This window comes from Draconibacterium orientale (assembly GCF_900111425.1).
In the GTDB taxonomy this organism is placed as follows: domain Bacteria; phylum Bacteroidota; class Bacteroidia; order Bacteroidales; family Prolixibacteraceae; genus Draconibacterium; species Draconibacterium orientale.
Genome location: NZ_FOHT01000005.1, coordinates 92148 through 114853 on the forward strand (window position 1 = coordinate 92148; position 22706 = coordinate 114853).

Sequence of the window (22706 nt, forward strand, 5' to 3'; positions counted from 1 at the left end):
CAAGCAATATAGAACTAGTTCAAAACCAATAGATGTAATATTATGAAGAAAACTCTAACTCTCATTATAGCAATATTTTCCTGTTCGTTTTTTGTCAATGGTCAGGCTCCTGCTGCTTTCAATCACCCCGGGGTGTTAAGTAGCCAATCGGAGCTCGATAGCCTGAATGCAAAAGTAGCTTTGAACAGTGCTTCTCCAATTGTGGCCGGTTATAAAATACTGGCAAACGAAAACCTTGGAGATTTAAGCTATTCTCCAACTCCATATGCTGATGTTTATGTAATTGGTTCGGGCAGTTGTCCCGAAGAAAAAGCATTTCGCCAGGATGCTCATGCACTTTATATTCATGCCCTTAAATGGGTGGCAACCGGAAGCGAAGAGCACAGGGATAAAGCCATTGAAATTGCTGATGTTTGGGCAGAAACATTTGAACGTATCATTCCTGAACAGAATAAGCCCAACCAGTCAACTCTTGAAGCATCGTGGGCATTGCCTATTTGGGTTGCCGGGGCCGAAATCCTGAAATATTATAATGACGGAGTGTCCGGTTGGTCGTCGACAAATTTTGATGGTTTTGTTCGCGAAGTTTTGATTTATGTAAACGGCAACATTTATCAAACAGCAAACTGGTTAATCTCGAAAGATCTTTCGTTAATGGCGGCAGGTGTTTTTTTAAACGACAAAGATATTTACAACCAGGGATATAACCATGTTACAGGTCAGATCGACGCTATTACTGTTAACGGGGAAATACCGGAACTAATGCGTGACTTTGTACACTCGCAGTACGTGTTGATTGGTTTGGCTCAATGTGCTGAAATTGCCTGGCAGCAAAACAACAGTAGCCTGTTTACCCGGTCGAATGCGAGATTAAAAACCGGAGCCGAAGCTTATGTGCAAAGCGTGATGGGGATAATTCAACCCAACTATTTTTCAAGTTCCGATTGGGCAAGAAAAAGTGCACCCTACGAAATTCTTCTGAACAGATATACTAAACTTGGAATGGATGTGCCAAACGTTCAGAGTTACGTGCAAAGCTATAACCGCCCTGAAAATGGCAGCGAAGATCATTTTGTTGGCTGGTTGTCGGCAACACATGCCATAGAAATATCAGGAGAAAGCTCCAACAATGTTCCCGGAAATGTTGCCTATCAAAAAGAAGTTCTTGCCAGCAGCGAACCTCAACTCGAAAATCCGGCAACATCGGTAAACGATAATAATGTTTATTCGCGTTGGTCGGCAAGCGGTTTTCCGCAATCGATCGAAATTGATTTGGGCTCAGCTCAACTAATCAATAAAACCGAAGTTATGTGCTACAATAACCGTGCGTACCAATTCGTAATCGAGACTAGAATTGCCAGTACCGATAGTTGGGAACTTGCTGTTGACCGTTCGGGAAATACAACACCCGGAGCAGTAGACTCGCCCATTACCGACGAATTTGAGCCTTTGGAAGCCAGATATGTTCGCCTTACCGTTTCTGGTGCAGACAACTATACCGGAGATTGGGTCAGTATCTCCGAACTAAGGATTTTTGGCCCTGACGATACTACGACAGGTACTCGCGAATCGGATCTGGTGTCGAATTTATACCCGAACCCTGTTAAGGGCCTCTTAAATATCAGTGCTCAATTGCCAATTCGTTCCATTAGTATTTATAACCTGTCGGGGCAGATAATGGCCGCACAAACCGATATCAACTCGCGAACAGCACAATTCGATCTTTCGTCGTTCTCTGCGGGTACTTACATCTACCGCCTGAATGATAATAAAGGCAAACAAAAATCAGGATTATTGATTAAGGAATAGGAGACAGCAATATTGAAAGAAACTGAGTATCGAAGTTATTCATTAGTTTTAAAATTCTAAAAACCAACTATGAAACAAATACATCTAATAGTTTTTCTTTTCGTGGCAAGCCTTATTGCCGCTTGTTCAAACGAAAGGCCGATAATAGAACAACGGGTGATCAATAATATTGAAAAAGAAACGATCCATTTGGCGGATTCTTTTCTTCTTGCAGAACCGGTAACGGTTACCTCATTTGCCAGCGAACGCAGTGCAGGAGGCATTCATGATTTTTATTCTGAAGGTGATTACTGGTGGCCCGATCCCGAAAATCCGGAGGGTCCTTATATTCGTAAAGACGGTCAAAGCAATCCGGGTAATTTTTCGGAACACCGAAAAGCGATGATTCGGATGAGTGAAGAAGTTTCAACATTAACTTCGGCCTGGATGCTTACTTCAGAAAAGAAATACGCTGATAAAGCATTGGAGCATTTAAAGGCCTGGTTTGTTGATACAACTACCCTGATGAACCCGAATATGTTATACGCACAGGCAATTTGGGGGCGTTATACCGGTCGTGGAATTGGACTTATTGACGCCTATCATTTGGTTGAAGTAGCACAGTCGGCCTATGTCTTAATTGAGAAAAAAGGTATTAGTGCCGATGACGGAGAAAAAATAAAAGCCTGGTTTGCTGCTTTTCTCGACTGGATGACAACTCATCCGTACGGAATTGCTGAGATGAATGCCAAAAATAACCATGGAACTTGCTGGGCGGTTACAGCCGGAATGTTTGCGAAACTTGTTGACAACAAGGAGCAGCTCCTTTTTTGCAGAGACCGGTTTAAAAATGTACTGCTTCCTAATCAGATGGCTGCCGACGGAAGTTTCCCGCTCGAACTCGAACGTACAAAACCTTACGGTTACTCCCTGTTTAATATGGATGCAATGGCCAATCTCGCCGAAATACTCTCGGTTCCTAACGATGATTTATGGCAGTTTACTACCAGTGATGGCCGTTCGCTACAAAAGGGAATGGAGTTTTTATTTCCTTACATTAGCGATAAAAACAGCTGGCCGTTTGCAAAAGATATTTACATCTGGGATGAATGGCCGGTTCGCCAATCGTGCCTGCTTTTTACCGGAATTGCTTACCAGCAAGAAGAGTATATAGACACTTTTTTGAAATTACCGGCTTATTCTACAAACGACGAAGTAATCAGGAATTTGCCGGTTAGGCATCCGGTTATTTGGCTTGCAAATCAACGGTAGGAACGCTAATTTTTAAGATCATTCATATATGCCGAAGGTGTTTTTCCAAATTGCTTTTTGAAACTTTGCGTAAAGTATGAATGTGAGTTAAACCCAACTGCATATCCTATTTCATCAATATTATAACTGCCATCCTTCATTAGTTGGATGGCTTTTTTTAGTCGCACATAGCGGATAAACTCCGTACTCGATTGGTTGGTAAGAGCGGTAATTTTGCGGTGTAGCGAACTTCGGCTGATATTCAATTCCGCAGCCAGCATTTCAACACTAAATGCCGGATCCTGCATCCGTTTTTCGATGATGCGGATTGCTTTGTTTACCAGGTTTTTATCTGCCGGCATCAGCGTGGTATTGTCTTCCCATTCCTGCTGCGATTTCACAAATGTTTCCTGTAATTTTTTGCGCGAATCCAAAAGGTTTTTCACCTGAGCTTTTAAAAGTTTTTCATCGAAAGGCTTGGTAATATAAGCATCGGCACCGGTTTGCAAACCGCTGATATGCTTATCGGTTTCTGACAGGGCAGTAAGTAAAATTACCGGAATATGGCTGGTTTGGATGTCTTCTTTTAGTTTCGAGCAGAACTCAAAACCATCCTGCACAGGCATCATCACATCGGAAATTACTAGGTCGGGCGAAAACTCGGAAGCAATTTTAAATCCCTGACTCCCATTGGAAGCAACCAGTGTCCTGTATTCTTTCTGAAATATATTTCGAATGAATTTTTGCATCTCCAAATGATCTTCTACAATCAAAATGGTATGACTTGGTGTTTTTGTTTCTTCGATAACTTCCGGTTGGGTATTGGTCTCATTCATGTTTTTTACTGTCACAAAATTGTCTTGTTTTACCGGCGTTTTAAGCGGCAATATCAGGCTAAAACGTGTTCCTTTGCCCGGAGCTGATTCAACATATATTGCGCCTCCATGCATAGCAGCATATTCCTTGCATAAATGCAATCCTATTCCGGTGCCCTGTGGCATTGACCTTGCTCCCTGGTGGAAACGGTTAAAAATTAGCGGAATCTCATCCTGGCTCATCCCAGGGCCATTGTCTTCCACCCTTATTTCAATTCCTCCCTCATCAAAACGTTTAACGGTTGAATAGCCTGTTTTAATAAGTTTATTTACGTTATTGTGCTGATGCAGGCTTACCGAAATTCGCCCGCCATCGGTAGTATATTTAAAAGCGTTCGAAAGAAAATTAAAAATAATCTTCTCGTATTTTTCTTCATCAAGTTGATGAAATAATTCCGAAACAGGTGTCTGAAAACTAAAATCGATTTGTTTGTCTTTTGCATAAACCTTAAAAAAATCGCAGATGTTTGATGTTAATTTGATAAGGTCGACATTGTCAGGATTAAAGGTTGATTTTCCGAGTTCTATTTTTCTAAAATCGATAATCTGGTTAATCAATTGATTTAAGCGCTCGGCATTCCTTTTTATCATGTTCAGGTGATCATCGGTATCCGAATCAAAACGGTTTTGATTCAACAGATGGTCCAGTGGCGATAAAATCAAGGTGAGTGGAGTTTTAAATTCATGCGAGATATTGGTAAACAATTTCATTTTTGCCTGGTGTAATTCTTCCTCCTTCTCGTTTTTAACACGTTCAATAAGCAGATCGTTTTTAAGCTTCTGCCGGGTTGCTATTTCTCTCAATATAAAAAACGCAGCACTTACCAGGGCCAAAAAATAAACCAGAAATGCCCATCCGGTTAACCAGAAAGGCGGACGAATATTAATTCCCAATTTCGTAATTTTCGAACTCCACACACCATCATTATTGGATGCACTAAGTTCGAGTGTGTAGTTGCCCGGAGGAATTTTTGTAAAAGTCGCTTTTCCCTCGGTACCTGCATTTATCCACTGATCGTTATAATTTACCAGCCTGTATTTAAAATGATTTCGTTTAGGAAGTATATAGTTGGTTGCGATAAACTCAAACGATAATGAATTATCATTATACGGCAAGGTGATTTCTGAAAGTGTGGTTATATTATCAAATTTTGTTTTTTCATAATCTTCAATCGGTTTATTATTGATCAACATCTCAGAAATCTGCGCTTCTGGCTCAAACAAGTTGAGTCCGATATTGGCCGGATCAATCAAATTGTATCCATTTGCACCTCCGAAAAAGAACAGTCCGTTTGAGGATTTAAACGAGGCTCCCGGGTTAAACTGGTTTCCTTGCAAGCCATCGTCTTCATTAAAAATCCGAATTTTACTGGTGCTAGGATCGTAGCATGAAATCCCACTTTCGGTGGAGAACCACATTAAATTCTGCTCGTCTTCCAGAATGCCATATACATTGTATCCCGAAAGTCCTTCTTTTGTTGACACGTTAAACATTTTTCCGGTGCTTGGTTCATAACAATCGACACCTCCACCACCTGTTCCAATCCAGATTTTTCCATTGTGGTCTTCTGCTAACGAAAAAACTTCATTGTTGCTTAAACTATCACCCTTTTCGGTTTGTAAAAATCGCTGAAATTTAGTACTTCCTTTCGGCAGATAATTAAGGCCGTAGTTTGTTCCTACCCAAATTCCACCGTAACTGTCAATCAATAGACAACGGGCGGTATTTGATGTGAGGGAGCCGGAATTGTTATGGCGAACCGTGATCTGCTTTTGTTCGAAATCATAAAAAAGCAGTCCGTGGCTAAAACTTGCTAACCATAATCCATCATCGGTTGGACAAATGTCGTAAACATGAACACGCTGGCTGTTAAGAATATTTAGCGACTCAAATTTTTGTGTTTGTTGATTAAAACGCAATAAGCCTTTGGAAAAGGTTCCTATCCACAATCGATTCTGATGATCAACTGCCAGGCATTTTATATTAGAAGTACCCACCATTTCTTCCGGCAATTGGAAGTGTGCCATTTTCAGGCTTTTGGGATCAAGCGAACTGAGTCCGCCATTTTCACTGCCAATCCAAATATTTCCGTGTTTATCTTCGGCAAACGAACTTACCACATCGGGCACTTCCGTTGAAAGAGGGGCCACATGCTTAATATGTAAGAAATGATTTTCGTTTTTGTTATAGTAACATAGCCCTCCGGACCACGTTCCAATCCAAACACCATGTTGCGTATCGTTAAATAAGGCATAAATACTATTTGACGGTAGTTTGTTATATTCATTTTTCCGGATAACCTGGTTGCCCTTGTTCGAAATCAGCACAATACCATTATAAGTTGCCAGCCAAATTTGTCCCTGATCGTCTTTTAAAATTTGCCTGACACGGTTGTGCGGGATATAGTTGTTATCGGTTTGGTTTTGGTCGAAATGATCAATGATGGTGCCATTTCCGTTGATATGATCAGCACCTCCCCAATCGTACCCAACCCACAGTGTATTATTGTCGGTACACAAGGTAAGTACGGCTTCTGTGCGGTGCCTGCACAAAAGTTTAAGCGTGTCGTATGGAGCTTCACTTTTATAGATATATCCGTGCCCGGTACCTATATACAGGTTGTTCTGGTCGTCGAAAGTTATGGCTGTCAGGTTATCATTATTCTTAAAAGTAAAAGGAAGTATATGGATTTCATTATTATTCTGATTATCGAAAACTCCAATATGCGCATAAAACAGTGCGAATAGCTGCCCTTGCTTATTTTCGATCAATTTTCGTATGGTAGAGATTGATTTTGTTTCGGGAGAAACGGTATAATTAATTTCGGAAAACTGGTGCGTTTTATAATTGAAAAGCAATGTTTGTTCACGCGCTACTACCCATAATTTTCCATCCGAAGATGTGAGAATATCCTGTATATCATCATCGCTCAGACTATTATTGGTCTCCATTATGTGCTTTTTGATGTCTTTGCTGTCGTATCTGAACAGGCCATGCTCCGTTCCAAACCAAATACATCCTATGGAATCCTGAGTAATTGTGCGAATAGCGCCGTAAGTAAAGCCTCCGTTAGGTGATACCTGCCGAAATAAAATAGGGTTATTCTGGCTAATTCCGTAAAACGGAACCAGAACAAAAATAATAAAAATTGACAGCAGATTTTGTTTCAACATGATATTTTCCCAAGAAAGGTTGACAGCCAAAAATAGAAAAATTTTATCATTTCCGGTTCTGTGGTGTAATACACCTTTTTATGCTTCTTCTTACCTTCTAATTTTAATATATGAACTTCTGGCGAGTATTGAAATTAGTGTTATTTTTATCTGTAACCGAATACGCTAGTCCTTTGCTAAAATGCAAAAAGATACAACTTGATAGAGATTTTGGAGAAAATCCTTTTAATTTTGAACAACTAGCTTGGGAAGCAGAGGATGTGTTGAATTTAATACCATTTGTCTGTCATTTAATAAATGAGTTACTTGTTACAAAAAGGTTTATCTGTATTGATTCCAAGTTATTGCTGAAACTAATTAAATGGATAAGATGTTATTATCTGTATTTTTATGCCGGAGAATTTATCACATCTTTATGCATTATGGAAAGTCGATAGTTGATTGAAATAATTAAATATCAAGTGACAAAGTATCTCATTAGTATAGACACTCCATCTGGCATAGTGAGTTGTTGGGAAATAGTTATTTAGGATTTGGATTTTAACAGGGAGTATGTCGAAACATATTTTATCATTAGTAGAGGGGAACAAGGAGTATTTCAGGAATATTTTTAACGAATATTTCCAGCCATTATGCCATTTAAGTATACATTACCTCAATGATGAGGAGGAAGCGAAAGAAATCGTTCAGGATGCATTTTTGAAGCTTTGGGAAAAAAGAGAAGAATTGAATCCCGATTCCAATCTTAAGAATTTTTTGTTCACTCTTGTGAAGAATAATTGTCTCAACATCATAAAACGACGACAGGTAGTGCTAAAACATCACGAGAAAATAAAATGGATGGAAATGCATTACCAATACGAAAGCCTTTTTCGAATTGACGACAACTATCTAAATTTTGAAGAACTAAAGGACAAAATTGAACAGGCAATTGAAAAACTGCCCAAAAACTGCCGACTTGTTTTTGAAATGAGCCGTTTCGAGGAACTTAAAAACCGAGAAATTGCAGAACAATTAGGCATCTCGCAAAAAACCGTTGAAGCACACCTGACCAAAGCTTTAAAAATTCTGCGAAAGGAACTCAAGGATTACCTTCCGGTAATTGTCCTATTCTCCAATTTTCTGAATTAAACGTCAGATTTAATCATTAAAATTCATTTTTTAATTTTTTTTATAAGGGTATATCAATACCTGGTTGTTAATTATTAAACACCTTGGAAATGAAGGAAGAATTATTGTTGCATATTTTAACCGGAGAGGCAAGCCCAGATGAAAAAAAGCAATTTTACAGTCATCTTGCCGAAAGCAAAGAGAATGAAGAGTTGTATTTTCAGGTAAAAAGCCTTTGGTTAAGAACTTCGATGAAACATACCCGGATAGATACAAATTCGGAATTCAACAGGTTGTGGGAGAAAATAACCGAACAGAAAAGAACGAGGATAATATCTCTGATAAGCAAGTTCGCACGTTATGCAGCTATTCTTGTTTTTGTTTTAACACTTGGCGGTGTAATCGGATATTTTATAAATAACAACAATCCCGGGGTAAGCTATTCTGGTGTACAAAAATACACAGCAATGCGTGGAAGCGTTAGTGTTGTAGAACTGGACGACGGGACAAAGATCTGGCTGAATTCAGAGTCGGAATTATCCTATTATCAGGATGCGGAGAAAATGCAACGTTGTGCCGATTTAAAAGGTGAAGCCTTTTTCGAGATCGCACATAACGAAGAAATGCCTTTTGTGGTAAATGTTGGAAATATTATCGTTCGCGATTTGGGTACCGTTTTTAATATAAAAGCTTACGCCGAAGATAACATTGTTGAAACCTCTCTTGTTGAAGGGAAAGCCGAAATTTTAAGTTCGGGGAGCAAGCAGTTACTTGAATTGAATCCCGGAGAAAGTGCTCTGTATTTTACCAATGAGAATAGAATTGAAGTACGGTCAATCGAAAATAATGTGCTTTCGGCATGGCGCGATGGTAAATTTGTAATCCGCAACGAACGCCTTGAAGATATTTGTAAGGAACTGGGACGCTGGTATGGAGTTGAATTTCAATTTGAAAACAAGGAGCTGTTGGATTACCGGTTTACCGGAAACATAAAAAAATCGACTACAGTACAACATGTGTTGAAGGTGCTAAAAACAAGTTCCGGATTTAATTACCGCATAATAGAAAACATCGAAAAACCCGATTTAATAATAGTTTATTAGTTAGGAGAGAAAAGGAGACAGGTATTAATTAAAACAGATTTGCCTATGAAATAAACCTAAGAAAATAACATTAAAAAAACCGGGACAAATAAATCTCCCGGCTCCGTTTTTGAAATCTTTATGGTTCAGATAATTGGCCTTATCTGAACCTCGTTATAACAAAATCAAATCAAAAGTATGAAGAAAAAACGATTTTTCCCATTCGTAAATGTGTCTGGGATAATGAAATTATTATTAGTGATGAAACTAACCGGCTTATTCTTATTGATTTCAGTACTATCTATTGCAGGTAATAGCTACGCGCAGAATATGCAATTTGATCTAAATGTAAAGGATGCATCTATTGTCCAGGTTTTAGAGAAAATTGAAGAAGTAACTGAATTCGGTTTTCTGTTTAAAACTGACCAACTGGATACCGAAACTCGTTATTCGTTAAACCTGAAAAGCGTTAAGATAGATAAAGTTATGGATGAAGTTCTGGATAAAGAGCTCTATTCATATAAAATTATGGACAAAATCATTGTTGTCTCGAAACAGGAATCCAACAACAATATCGATCAAAACCAAAAAGAATTTCGAGGTAAGGTAACAGATTCTAACGGAGCACCGCTTCCTGGTGTTACTGTTTTAATTAAAGGGACCACAACCGGAACAACTACGAATATGGATGGTGAGTTTGTTCTGAAAAACGGAGCAGATGAAGGAGTTGTGCTTCAATTCTCGTTTATTGGAATGAAAACACAGGAAATCGTTCCTGGCGATAAAACAGAGCTTACTGTTGTGATGGAAGAGGATGCTATTGGCCTCGAAGAAGTTGTTGCGATTGGATATGGTGTTCAGAAAAAAAGTGTGGTAACGGCAGCAATAAGCCGCATAACCACTGACGAGCTTAATATTGAAAAGCCAACAAACGTACAAAACGCGATGAAGGGAAAAATTTCCGGTGTACAGATCACATCCAATTCTGGGCAACCGGGAAGTAATTCGAAAATATACATACGCGGAGTTGGAACGGTTAACGATGCAAGTCCGTTGTATGTAATTGACGGTATGCCATCTTCAAACGGGATCAATTATCTGAATCCGTCTGATATTGCATCAATCGAGATACTGAAAGATGCCGCATCTGCTGCAATTTACGGAGCACGTGGTGCTAACGGGGTAGTTCTTGTGACCACTAAAAGCGGAAAAACAAATCAGAAAGCTGTTTTCAGCTACGAATACTCTTATGGATTCCAGAATCCTGAAAAAGAGACCAATTTGCTTGGCAGCAGCGACTATCAAATGCTCATGAATGAAATGGGTAAAAATTCAGGACGGGGAGATGACTTTTATTTTCCAACGGCATCTGATGTAAATACTAAGTGGCAGGATGTTTTAACATACGATAATGCACCAATACAGAACCATAAAATGTCGCTTTCGGGCGGAACAGAAAAGAGCACCTATTATGCCTCTTTCAGTATTTTGGACCAGAGCGGTATTTTTGCAAAAGGATATTCTGATTTCGAACGTTACAATGCACGTTTGAATGTTAGCAACGTGTTGGTGGATACCGAAGAGCGCCACTGGCTAAACAAAATTGTTTTCGGTGCGAAAACTAGTTATACTTATTCAAAAACCAAGGGTAGTAGCATTGGAAACAGTGAAGCAGGTGGTATTATAGCATCGATGAATATGTTGCCACCAACCGAACCGGTTTATCAAACCAATCCGGCTCAAATCGAAATGTATAAAACGATTTATCCCAACTATCTGAGTTCGCCCGACGGGCAGGTGTACAACATAATCAACATGCGGGAAATAGTGAATCCTCTTGCTGCTTTACAAGCACGCAACAATTCACTTAACGAACCACAGATTTTTAATGCCAATTTAGATCTTACATTTACATTACTACCCGACCTTATTTATAAAACCACTGCAGATTTCGAATGGTCGACTGGAGCAAGCAGGGGATATACGCCGAAATACGACCTGAATACAGATCAGAAGAACGTTGATGCATATGTATGGAATTCGCTAAGCCGGGGTAAAGTTTGGCAATGGGAGAATACGCTGAACTATACGAAGAGTATTGGTAAAAACAACTTTGTTCTGCTTGCCGGTACATCAATTCAATCAGGTTTCTGGCAATGGATGAACGGTACCCGTTATGATCCGATTGACTTGAGCCTTGATAAAGCTTTCCTTGATATTTCGGGAGCCTCGGCAGGTGATTCGCGCGATCGTGTAAGTGGAAGTGCCTCAGATAGTAAGATGCAATCGTTTTTCGGAAGGTTGAGTTATAACTACGATGAAAAATATATGCTGGAAACCACAGTCCGTCGCGATGGTTCGTCGAACTTTGGTCCGAATCATAAATACGGTACATTTCCATCGGTTTCTGCCGGATGGGTTATTTCAAGAGAGGATTTTATGCAGAATACTTCTTCATGGCTCAACTTTGCAAAACTTCGTTTAAGCTGGGGACAGAATGGTAACGATCGTATCGGTGCATTCGGATATACCACGACTATCGTAACAGGAAACTATCGTGCTGTTATTGACAATGTTATTATGCAGGGGGCAAAACCAAGCGGATATTCCAATCCTGACCTAAAATGGGAAACATCGGAACAAACAGATTTAGGGATTGACCTCAGGTTTCTTAACAGTTCACTGAGTATAACAGCAGACTATTTCAACAAAAAGACGAAAGACATGCTTTTTGATCTTCCTTTACCTGATTATGCTGGTTATGCATCAATAAAAACGAATACAGGAACGGTAAGTAATAAAGGTATTGAAATGGATGCATCGTACAGGTTTAATATTGGTAAAGCCAATTTCGGAGTTGCAGCAAATGCATCGTATGTTAAAAATGAAGTTATCGATCAGGGCGATTCGAACGTTCCTGTATCGATAGATGGTATTGGCGGTGGTCTTGGCGGTTCAGTAACATGGCGTGCCAACGGCTATCCATACGGATTTTACTATGGATATGAATCGGATGGTATATACCAGAATCAGGCAGAAGTTGATGCCGCGATTCAGGAAAACGCTGTTGTTGGAGGCATACGCTGGAAAGACACTGATGATAATGGGCATATCGATGGTGGAGACCGTACGATGATTGGAAAACCCAATCCGGACTGGACTTACGGATTCTCAATAAACGGAGATTATGCAAATTTTGATTTCAGTGTATTATTCCAGGGAGTACAAGGAAACGAAATATACAAACTATACCGACGGGGTAATGTTACACAAGCCAATTTCGACGAAGCATGGCTGGGGCGTTGGCATGGTGAAGGAACTTCCAATAAATACCCTATTCTGTATGAAGGTAATATTACTCCAACCGGTGGTGATACCGGAGCAAATACTGTTTCCGACCTTTATGTGGAAGATGGTTCGTACTTGCGCCTAAAAGTATTACAGATTGGTTATACCTTACCTGTATCGCTTACTAAAAAAGCGCTCATTAGCAATTTGCGTTTCTATGTTCAGGGCGAAAATCTCTTAACTTTTACCAACTACACCGGACTTGATCCTGAAGTTGGTACACGTAACGGATTCGACGGGGGTACATATCCTCAGGCCCGAACGTTAACTCTCGGCGTAAATATTTCATTTTAATTAATACGATTCAATAGAATGTGAATTACATACTGTTTAATAGAAAAACAAAATCTGGAAGTATGAAAAAGATAATAATAATGTGCCTTGTTTTAACAGGACTTACATCTTGTGATGAATTCCTGGAGATCAATCCGCGGACACAAGTTTCTACCGAAGAATTTTACAAAACCGAAGACGGTGTCATGAAAGGTTTGTATGCTGTGATGAAGGAGGTTCAAAACCGCCTTATGGAGGTACACGGTTACTCAACATTACTGTCTGATGAAGCTGAAACCGGTGGTGGAGTTGGTGAAGGCGTATATAAATTCAAGTGGGATAACTTTACCTACACCCCAACAACATGTTTCAGTAATGAATGGTACACTGGTACCGGTTGGTGGAACGAATGGGACATGGGGCTTTATGTAGGTGTTGTTGCGGCTAACGTACTTATCGATGAAATGAGTCGGAGTGGACTTAGCGAAGATTTTATACGTCCGATTGATGCAGAAACACGTTTTTACAGGGCGCTTTTCTATGCTTATCTATATATGGGCTATAAGGAAATTCCACTGTTAACGGGGCAAATAACTTCGGTAAACGATCTGTATTCTTTCGGGAATGCACCGAGAGAAGAGGTGTACGAATTTATTATGAGCGACCTGTCAAACGACATTATCCAGTATCTGCCGGAAAGAGTAGCTACACAAAAGGGCCGTATTTGCCGTGATGCAGCAAAAGTATTACGAACTAAAATCATCCTTTTTCAAAGAGACGAAACAAAATATGCTCAGGCTTTGGAAGATATGAGTGGTATTGCATCTAACCCTTTTTACGCACTTGATACCGATTATAAACATCTTTGGCATAAAGACGGCGAATGGGGAAGTGAAAGTATCTTCGAAATTGGAATGGCCGGTGAAAACTCAGGAATGAACAATAAAGTTGCTACGGTAGGAGGACGCGATATTGTCGATCCACGGAGCGCTGAAGAAGGAGGACTTATGTCGGGCTACGGTCAGCTAACAATGACATGGAAAATTTACGACATGTTCGCATCCGGAGACTCAAGGCGTGATGGTACGGTAATCGTATACGCTGATGAGGCCGCTGATGCATTTGCTCAAACAGGGCAAAACACGTTTTCAGTAAGTTCCAATCAGGAGGGAGTAGATCTTGAGAGAGGCCTTCTCGGAAACTATAAATATCATCCGCGCAAGGAGGCCTATACCACTGGTGGAGATCAGGTAGGCAGCCAGAATATGTCATTTCGTTTTTACCGTTTCTCTGATGTTTTGCTGCTTGGTGCCGAACTAAAAGTACGCATCAATGGAAATGCCGATCAGGAAGCACAGGGCTGGTTTGATATGGTGCGCGACCGCGCCTTCAAAGACCAGGATCACCGGATTGAGCTTAATCAGGGTAAAGAAACCAACTTAGATATTATTTTTCAGGAAAGGTATTACGAATTTGCCTTTGAAATGCAGCGTTGGTTTGATATTCTGCGTTTCGATAAAGGAGATGAAGTTCTGGGCAGTAAGGGCTGGACTGAAAAACATCGTTATTTCCCGATTGATCAGAATGAAATTGATCAGTCGAAAGGTGTATTAACACAGGATCCTGCATGGCTATAGAAAAGCAGGATTAAGATATAAAGCGTGTAGTGTCAAGGTGTGCACTGCACGCTTTATTTTATAATCCCGAATTTCTTCTATAAGCACAGTTTGTGCGCTAAAACAGAGTTAAATGAAAAAAACGAAAACCTATCTCGCTCTCGATTTTGGGGGCACCAAACTTTTGATCGGAGAATTAGACGATTCCGGTAGTGTTCTGAATTACAAAAGATACGATACCGGTTATGTCGATCAGGTACAGGCATTACAAATTATTCAGGATTCAATCGACGATTACATTTCAAGCATTGGCTGGTCTACCGGAAAAGCACCCGTTGCAATGGGAATGGGTTTAATTGGCCGGATCGACAATGCCAACGGAATCTGGTTTCAGATGGACCCGAAAAGAAGCCAGCGAACTGAACTGGCGAAAATATTATCCGAAAAATACGATCTGCCATGTTATATCGACAACGATGTAAAAACTGCATCAAAAGGCGAGAAATGGGTAGGAAAAGGAGCCGGGGTTGACAATTTTATTTACCTGAATGTAGGTACCGGAATTGCAGCGTCGGTTGTTGTTAACGGCCAGATAGTTCGCGGTGGCAACAATAATTCTGGCGAAGTGGGACACACCAGTGTAGGAGTAAACACGGGTATTAAATGTGGGTGTGGCCGAACCGACTGTGTGGAGTTGATTACTGCCGGAATTGGTTTTGACCGGCAAGCGCGAATGAACAAAGATCAATTCTCTTCCGCGCTCACAATTTCGGAAGAAAAGCCGGTTGACGTTAGCGAAGTGTACACCCTTGCCAAAAACGGTGACAAGCTTTGTATTCACTTGGTAGAACAGGCTTCAACAGCGTTGGCTAATCTGATTATGAACCTGGTTCGGGTAAGCGATCCCGAATTGGTGGTGCTCGGCGGAGGTATTGTTTCCGACAACTACTTTTTTCAGAAAGTACAGGATAAATTAAATCCAACCACCATTCGTTTTGTAACACAAGGCATTGTGTTAACAGGTCTCGATCCGCGTTTTGCCGGTTTAATCGGTGCCGGAGCAGTTGCAAAAAACAGTTTCTAGTAAAAACATATATTTTAATAAAACAGATACAAAATGACACTTAAAGTTACAGTAGCAAAAAATGAGTACGATTTCGACAGAATGGCAGCATGGAGAATTATTACAGAAATGCTTGCAAATCCGTCGGCAGTAATTGGCTTGTCTACAGGGCAAACTACAGGAAACATGCACAAGATTGTTAGTGAAATTTTTAACATGCATCCTTTTGATGTTTCAAAAATTACACTTTTCAATGTTGACGAGTTGACCAACCTTGCGCGCGAATACAAGGGAAGTTGTTATACCATGATCAAAGATCAGATTGCAGGGCCACTTGGAATCGATGAAAGTAACTTTATTATGCCACCAACTCTTTCTGATGATTTTGAAAACGAATGCCGCATTTTTCAGTCGGAATTGGAGCGCCGCGGAGGAATTGATCTTCAAATGCTTGGTTTGGGAATGAACGGCCACATTGGAATTAACCAGCCGGGAACACCTTTTGAAAGCGAAACCTGGGTTTCTCCTATGGATCCTGATTTTGAAAAAAGAGTGCGCGAAGAAACCAATACACCACCTGAACATGAATTGGGTGGACTTACATTGGGAATCAAAAATATTATGCATTCGCGGAAAATTGTTTTGGTAGCCAAAGGCGAAAGAAAAGCTGAGATTGTGGCAGAAATGCTTGAAGGACCGGTCACACTTGATATTCCGGCTTCAGTACTGCAACTACACGCCAACTGTGAATTTTTGCTTGATGCGGATGCTGCAAAACTCCTGAAAAAAGTGATTTAATAATACGTTTCTTAAACCAATATAAACTTAACCATTGTGAGTACACAAGAAAAACAAACCAGTTATGTTGCACCATTTATTTCATTGGTGTTTTTGTTTTTTGTTGTAGGTTTTTTAACCACAGCAAACGGCCAGTTTCAGGCTCCCCTAAAGGAGGCTTTTCTGAAAGGTGCCGGTAACCTGAAAAACACCTTTACTACCTTAATCACTTTTGCCTGGTTTTTGGCTTATCCGCTTACAGGCGGAGTTGGATCGAACTGGATTAGCAAGGTAGGCTATAAGAATACGCTGTTACGGGCGCTTGTATTAATGGTGGTGGGGTTAGGAATATTCCTGCTGTCGTCGCTTTTTACTATAAACTTTCCTGACGCAAATGTTCAGGTATTTTCGGCAAGTATACCTTTCGGATACTTTATTTTCTTATTCGGCTCGTTTGTAGTGGGGGCTTCGGCAACCATTCTTCAGGTAGTTATCAATCCATACCTGAGTGCTTGTTATGTAAAAGGAACTCAGTCGGTTCAGCGTTTGGCAATTGGCGGATCTTCCAATTCAATAGGAACAACAATTGCCCCGTTTTTTGTTGCGGGCATTGTATTTGGCGGCTTATCTATGGAAGAGGTAACGGTAAGTCAGCTTTCCGTGCCTTTCCTGGCCTTAATGGGGGTAATGTTGCTGGTTGTGTTGGTATTGTCGCGGCTTTCGATGCCCGATATTCCGAGTACAAAAACTGAATCGGGAGAAAAACTGGAAAGAAGTGTTTGGTCGTTCAGTCATCTGAAACTGGGAGTAATCACCATCTTTTTTTATGTAGGAGTTGAAGTGTGTATCGGAAACAACATAAATCTTTATGTAATCGAACTACAGGAGGCGAATGGAGGTATTTCCTTTTTCGGGCACGAAGCACTAAAATTGTTTGGGATTAACTTTAATATTCCGGCACTGGCGGCAACATTGTACTGGTTTAGTATTTTAATTGGCCGCCTGGTGGGAAGTTCGTTGAGTAAGGTTACTCCACGTGTTCAGCTTACCACGGTTTCGGCACTGGCGATTGTTATGGTATCAATGGCAATCGTTTTTAATAACCTTTGGATGTTGGTAGCAGTGGGTTTGTTCCATTCTATTATGTGGGGAGCTGTTTTTACACTTGCTATTCAGGATTTAGGTAAATACACTTCAAAAGCTTCGGGAGTATTTATGATTGGAGTAGTAGGAGGTGCAATTCTTCCGCTTGTGCAGGGAGGTTTTGCTGATTCGTTACACAGCTGGCGTTGGACCTGGCTGCTTGTGCTGGCCGGTGAATTCTTTATCCTGTATTATGCCCTGCTGGGGTCGCGTGTACGAGAAAAGTAAGAATTCTAAAACAATATAAATTACCAACTAAAACAACTTAAAAAATGATGAAAAAACTATTTGCTGTTATGTTGCTGTTCGGTACTTCTGTACTTGCGTGGGGGCAATACCAGACAAGCCTTCCCCGAACGTGGGATGACTATCCTCCCGCTGCACAGAAGCCCGGATTCGGTGTACATAAATCTGAATTGGTGCAAATGGACGATAGTCCGGCACTCGAAAAAGTACTGCTTTTTAGTTCACATAACGGGCATTACCCTTATTTCGACTTATTCAAAAACTACTATGTTGTAGTGGATAATTATTCGAAAGAAATAAAATACATATCCGATATTACGGTTTCTACCGAGAGAGACCTTCAGCTTGAAGACCGGGATAATGACGGTAAATTCGAGTTGTACCGTAGGTACTTTAAAGACGGAGTGTTTAAGGTTGACGAAGAAGGAAATCATTTAGATGTGACCTGGTGTTACGATTCCATCGAATTTGGTAAAAAGGTAGTGGTGGCCTACCTTACCTCGTGGAGCAGTGTTATGCCCGATCCTAAATTGGTAACGCATATCAATTACGCTTTTGGGCATGTAACAAACAGTTTCAATGGTGTGCGCATCGACAATGAAGAACGTTTGCATTCAATCACTGATTTGAAGAAGGAAAATCCATCGTTGAAAATTGCGCTTTCCATTGGTGGATGGGGCAGTGGTCGTTTTAGCGAAATGGCAGCCGACGAAAGCAACCGAAAACAATTTGCCACTGATTGTCGCAGAGTGGTTGACGAATTTAACCTCGACGGGATCGATATCGACTGGGAATACCCGGGTAGTGATATGGCTAATATTTCGTCGTCGCCTGATGATACAAAGAACTTTACTTTGTTAATGAGCGACATTCGAGAGGCAATTGGTCGTAAGAAACTGCTTACTCTCGCTTCGGCAGCAAATGCCGAACACATCGATTTCAGGGTAATTGATCCTTACATCGATTTCGTAAATATTATGGGCTACGATATGGGAATGCCACCTAAACATCATGCGGCGCTTTTTCGTTCGGAACATGCCGGAGGGATCACTTCGGAGGAGTCGGTAAACAAGCATATAGCGGCAGGCGTGCCAATTCATAAACTGGTACTCGGAGTGCCACTTTACGGCAAAGGCGACAGAAAAGCCATTGGCGATACAAACTACAAAAGCCTTGAAAGGCAGAAAAAGTACGAAGTAAGGTGGGATGATGTTGCAAAGGTTCCATATGTGGTGAATTCGAAGGGTGAAATGATTTATACCTACGAAAATCCGAAATCTCTGACACTAAAATGTGAATACATTTTAAGTCGCGATTTGCTGGGTGCCATGTATTGGGCTTACGACGACGATGATGAGGAAGCTACTTTAATAAAAACAGTTTACAACACCATAAGAAAATAAAATATGAAACGAACATGAACATATTTAATCATAACTACACAAACAAGAATGATTAAAAAAGTTTATGTGAGAGCGGAGCGATTCCATCCGTTCTCAAATTTTAAAGTAGATTTTGAAAAACTTGAAAATTTTAAACGGATGAAACGATATTTGATATTGATAATTAGTTTTCTGATGGTGAGCGGTTTGTTTTTCGAAACCTCAGCAAAGGAAAAAGAAAAAAAGAAAATCAAGGCGATGATCGTTACCGGTCAAGACGGCGCTCACTGGTGGCAGGGAGGCAGCGATGCCATTAAAATGATCCTTGAAAACAGCGGCCTTTTTATGGTCGATATTAAAACTACTCCCGACTGGGACGGGGATATGAAAACCTACAATCCCGATTTTAGCGCTTACGATCTGGTGGTGATTAATTACGGTGGAAATACATGGGCAGAAGAAGCCCGGAAAAGTTTCGAAAATTACGTGGCTAACGGTGGCGGAGTAGTGGTTATTCATTCGTCGATTGTTCCGATGGACGACTGGGCAGAATACAATAAAATGATTGGGCTTGGTGCCTGGAACGGACGAAATGAAAAAGACGGACCATATGTTTACTGGAAAAACGACAGGGTTGTTTACGATTATTCACCCGGTGAAGCCGGTCATCATGCCTTACAACGTCCTTTTACGCTGGAAACCCGAAATCCTGAACATCCGATTATGAAAGGGTTGCCACCGATTTGGGAGCATTTTAAAGACGAATTATACGGCAAAGCCCGAGGACCGGCTTTAAACTTGGAAGTGCTTGCTACCACGTACGATGCTGTGGAGTTGGATGGATCGGGCAGAGATGAGCCCATATTATGGACGGTAAAATACGGACAAGGCCGTGTGTTTGTAAATTTGATGGGTCATGCCGGAAACGATCCCGAGCTGCGGTATTCAATGGAATGCACCGGTTTTCAGGTTACTTTGTTAAGAGGTGCCGAATGGGTAGCAACAGGGAAAGTAACGCAGGAAGTTCCAAAAGATTTTCCGAGTGAAGGTGTGATCACTTTACGTAAAGATTTTAAGGCTCCGTTTAACGCAAAATAAACAGGTAAAATGAGGCAAATTTTCTTAATAGTAGTATTACTCACTTTTTGCAATGTAGTTTTCGGACAAACGAAAATCAGCATCGATACTAAACTTGAAAAGGAAATTATCCAATCGGGGATTCTTCACAGTCCGCTGCCGGTCGATGAAACCAATTCATACGAAGGAATCGGTCTCACAAAACAAGTGTTGGAAAAGCAGGCGCTTACCGTTGCCGAAGATTTTTCGAATTGGAGCCATTCTGGTTACGGGAAAATTTCTTCTTCGAAAAAGCAGTCTGTTTCCGGCAAAAATTCTCTTCGGATGGAGTTTTCAACATCTACCGGGAAAAGGGCGCGTGGCTCTGATTCAGACCCTGATTATGCAGTTTATGGGCATTGTTCGGCAAAATTGAATGTTGGTGGCCAAAACTGGGAAAATTACAATCGAATTGTTTTTCATATATATCCCGATTGCGAAGGTGCCCGCGTGGTAAATATTGATTTGAATATTGAAAATCATTCAGATAAAATAAAGGAAGGATACAACCGCCAGTCGGGTGGGCATTTGGTACAACTGCATAACCGCGAGTGGAACACCTGTTTCCTCGATATTGACGAATACCAGCGCGACAATATTGCGCAGATTGGTTTTAGTGTAAGCCTGAAAGGAAAAGACAATACCGTAGGCGATTCGGTGATTTATTATATCGATAAGATTGAATTGCAGCTGATCGATGATCCTGAAATTGTTAGTGGATGGCAACCGGGCGAAAACCGGGTGGTTTATTCTACCTCGGGTTATTTAGCCAACGGACCAAAAACGGCTATCTTGAATATGGACGAAAGCCTGCATAAAAACAGCTTTACGTTGATTGACGCAAATAACAATCAACAGGTTTATTCAGGAAAAGTCATCAACAAAAAAACAACAACCGGCGAATTCAATATTGTTGATTTTTCTGATTTTACAACATCCGGAATTTATCAACTTAAAGTTGGCGAAGTGACTACTCCCGAATTCAGAATTGATAAAAATGTTTGGGAACCTTCGCTTTGGCGGACCATGAATTTTGTGTTTGGCCAACGTTGTGGTTATGCTGTTCCCGGAATTCATGGCGAATGCCACGTTGATTTATTTTCGGAACACAACGGGCAACGTATTTCGTATGCCGGGGGATGGCATGATGCGGGTGATTTGTCGCAGCAAACCCTGCAAACCGGCGATGTGGCTTTTAACTTTTTTGAAGCTTACAATCAGTATAAATCAAAGAATCCGGTGTTGGCTGCCCGTTTGCTTGAAGAGGCGCGTTGGGGGCTCGATTTTATTCTAAAAAACCGCTATGGTGATGGTTACCGTGCAAGCAGTATGGGGCTGGTAATATGGCAAGACGGTATTGTTGACTCTTTCGACGACATTACTTCGGTGCGTGTGCAGAACCTTCCTTTCGATAACTTCCTGTATTCGGCTTACGAAGCTTACGCTGCAATGAGCATCCCCGATGATCCGGCAATGAAAGAACATCTGGAAACAGTGGCAAAAGAAGACTTTGCATTTGCGATGGAGCAAGATGCCGAGATTGGTTTGGGCGGATTTATTTCGATGTTCGAGCACAGTTACAATACTTCTAAAAGCCAGTATATGGCCACGGCGTCGTGGGCGGCAAGTATGTTGTATAAATTGACCGGCGATGATTTTTATGCCCAAAAAGCAACTGAGTATATAAAATATACGATCGAATGTCAGCAAACAGACCCAATTGGAGAGCCCGGAATAAAAGGCTTCTTTTACCGCGATACCACAAAAAAGGTAATTGTGCATTACAATCACCAGTCGCGCGAACAGGTTTACATGCAGGCCATGGCTTTGTTATGCGAAACACAGCCCGATCATCCTGAATACAAAAATTGGGCGAGATCGATTGAGTTATATGGCGGCTATTTGAAAAGTTTAATGCCATACACCGCGCCATACGGAATGTTGGCCAGCGGTGTTTATGGGGTAAACGAAAATCAGGACGATGACAGTTTTGATCATCTTCACCTGTTTCAACCTGCTGATGCCCGCGAGATGTACACCGTTCAGCTTAAAAATGGTGTTCAGCTCGACGAAGGGCACTACCTGAAACGTTTCCCGGTTTGGTTTAGTATTTTTAACGGGAATGCTGCAGTTCATTTATCGATGGGAAAAGCAGCGGTTATTTGTGCTAAGTTTTTGAATGATGAGGAACTGAAACAAATTGGACTGGAACAATTGTACTGGACGGTAGGAAAAAATCCGTTCGGTCAATCGCTGATTTATGGCGAAGGCCGGAATTACCCGCAAAAGGATAATTTTTCATCTGGTATAATAGTGGGCGAAATTCCTGTTGGAATACGCACGCTGGGGAATGATGACACGCCTTACTGGCCTCAAACAAATACATCGTGTTACAAAGAAGTGTGGGTAACATCGGCTGGGAAATGGATCTCACTGGCCAGCGAATTTTAAGAAGTTAAACG

13 protein-coding genes are annotated in these 22706 nt (G+C 41.0%); 12 read left to right on the forward strand and 1 reads right to left on the reverse strand.

From position 1 onward, the window contains the following. The first annotated feature begins 42 nt into the window (after positions 1-42). Together BMW53_RS04605 and BMW53_RS04610 are read left to right on the forward strand one after the other, a co-directional pair. On the forward strand, positions 43-1809 hold the full coding sequence (locus tag BMW53_RS04605) for a T9SS type A sorting domain-containing protein (RefSeq protein WP_081804869.1): 1767 nt from the start codon (positions 43-45) through the stop codon (positions 1807-1809). A 69-nt stretch (positions 1810-1878) separates the two neighbouring features. Beyond that, a complete protein-coding gene (locus tag BMW53_RS04610; RefSeq protein ID WP_081804870.1) occupies positions 1879-3060 on the forward strand; it encodes an alginate lyase family protein in 1182 nt (393 codons plus the stop codon). Between the two features lie 5 nt (positions 3061-3065). On the opposite strand, the gene BMW53_RS04615 is transcribed toward BMW53_RS04610, so the two are convergent. After that, the gene (locus tag BMW53_RS04615) at positions 3066-7088 is read right to left on the reverse strand and encodes a hybrid sensor histidine kinase/response regulator transcription factor (protein ID WP_038560445.1); all 4023 of its coding nucleotides are present in this window, start codon (positions 7086-7088) and stop codon (positions 3066-3068) included. 552 nt (positions 7089-7640) lie between these two features. Here BMW53_RS04615 and BMW53_RS04625 point away from each other — a divergent pair. The 10 genes from BMW53_RS04625 (at position 7641) to BMW53_RS04670 (ending at position 22695) form a co-directional block, all read left to right on the forward strand. Then, on the forward strand, positions 7641-8219 hold the full coding sequence (locus BMW53_RS04625) for an RNA polymerase sigma-70 factor (protein ID WP_038560451.1): 579 nt from the start codon (positions 7641-7643) through the stop codon (positions 8217-8219). A gap of 89 nt (positions 8220-8308) precedes the next feature. After that, positions 8309-9301, forward strand: coding sequence for a FecR family protein (locus BMW53_RS04630; protein ID WP_038560454.1), 993 nt, complete (start codon positions 8309-8311; stop codon positions 9299-9301). A 222-nt stretch (positions 9302-9523) separates the two neighbouring features. Then, complete coding sequence (locus BMW53_RS04635) at positions 9524-12922, forward strand: TonB-dependent receptor (RefSeq protein ID WP_168136428.1); 3399 nt, start codon at positions 9524-9526, stop codon at positions 12920-12922. A gap of 62 nt (positions 12923-12984) precedes the next feature. Further along, on the forward strand, positions 12985-14538 hold the full coding sequence (locus BMW53_RS04640) for a RagB/SusD family nutrient uptake outer membrane protein (protein ID WP_038560457.1): 1554 nt from the start codon (positions 12985-12987) through the stop codon (positions 14536-14538). Between the two features lie 112 nt (positions 14539-14650). Then, complete coding sequence (locus BMW53_RS04645) at positions 14651-15601, forward strand: ROK family protein (RefSeq protein ID WP_038560460.1); 951 nt, start codon at positions 14651-14653, stop codon at positions 15599-15601. A gap of 33 nt (positions 15602-15634) precedes the next feature. Then, positions 15635-16378 carry a 6-phosphogluconolactonase gene (locus BMW53_RS04650; RefSeq protein WP_038560463.1) on the forward strand — a complete coding sequence of 248 codons (744 nt, stop codon included), beginning with the start codon at positions 15635-15637 and terminating at the stop codon, positions 16376-16378. Between the two features lie 36 nt (positions 16379-16414). Then, positions 16415-17728, forward strand: coding sequence for an MFS transporter (locus BMW53_RS04655; protein ID WP_038560466.1), 1314 nt, complete (start codon positions 16415-16417; stop codon positions 17726-17728). 44 nt (positions 17729-17772) lie between these two features. Beyond that, positions 17773-19149 carry a glycoside hydrolase family 18 protein gene (locus tag BMW53_RS04660; protein ID WP_217642888.1) on the forward strand — a complete coding sequence of 459 codons (1377 nt, stop codon included), beginning with the start codon at positions 17773-17775 and terminating at the stop codon, positions 19147-19149. A 138-nt stretch (positions 19150-19287) separates the two neighbouring features. After that, the gene (locus tag BMW53_RS04665; protein ID WP_074780273.1) at positions 19288-20226 is read left to right on the forward strand and encodes a ThuA domain-containing protein; all 939 of its coding nucleotides are present in this window, start codon (positions 19288-19290) and stop codon (positions 20224-20226) included. A gap of 9 nt (positions 20227-20235) precedes the next feature. Then, positions 20236-22695 (forward strand): glycoside hydrolase family 9 protein, encoded by a 2460-nt coding sequence (locus BMW53_RS04670; RefSeq protein ID WP_038560472.1) that lies wholly within the window; start codon positions 20236-20238, stop codon positions 22693-22695. Positions 22696-22706 lie beyond the last annotated feature (11 nt).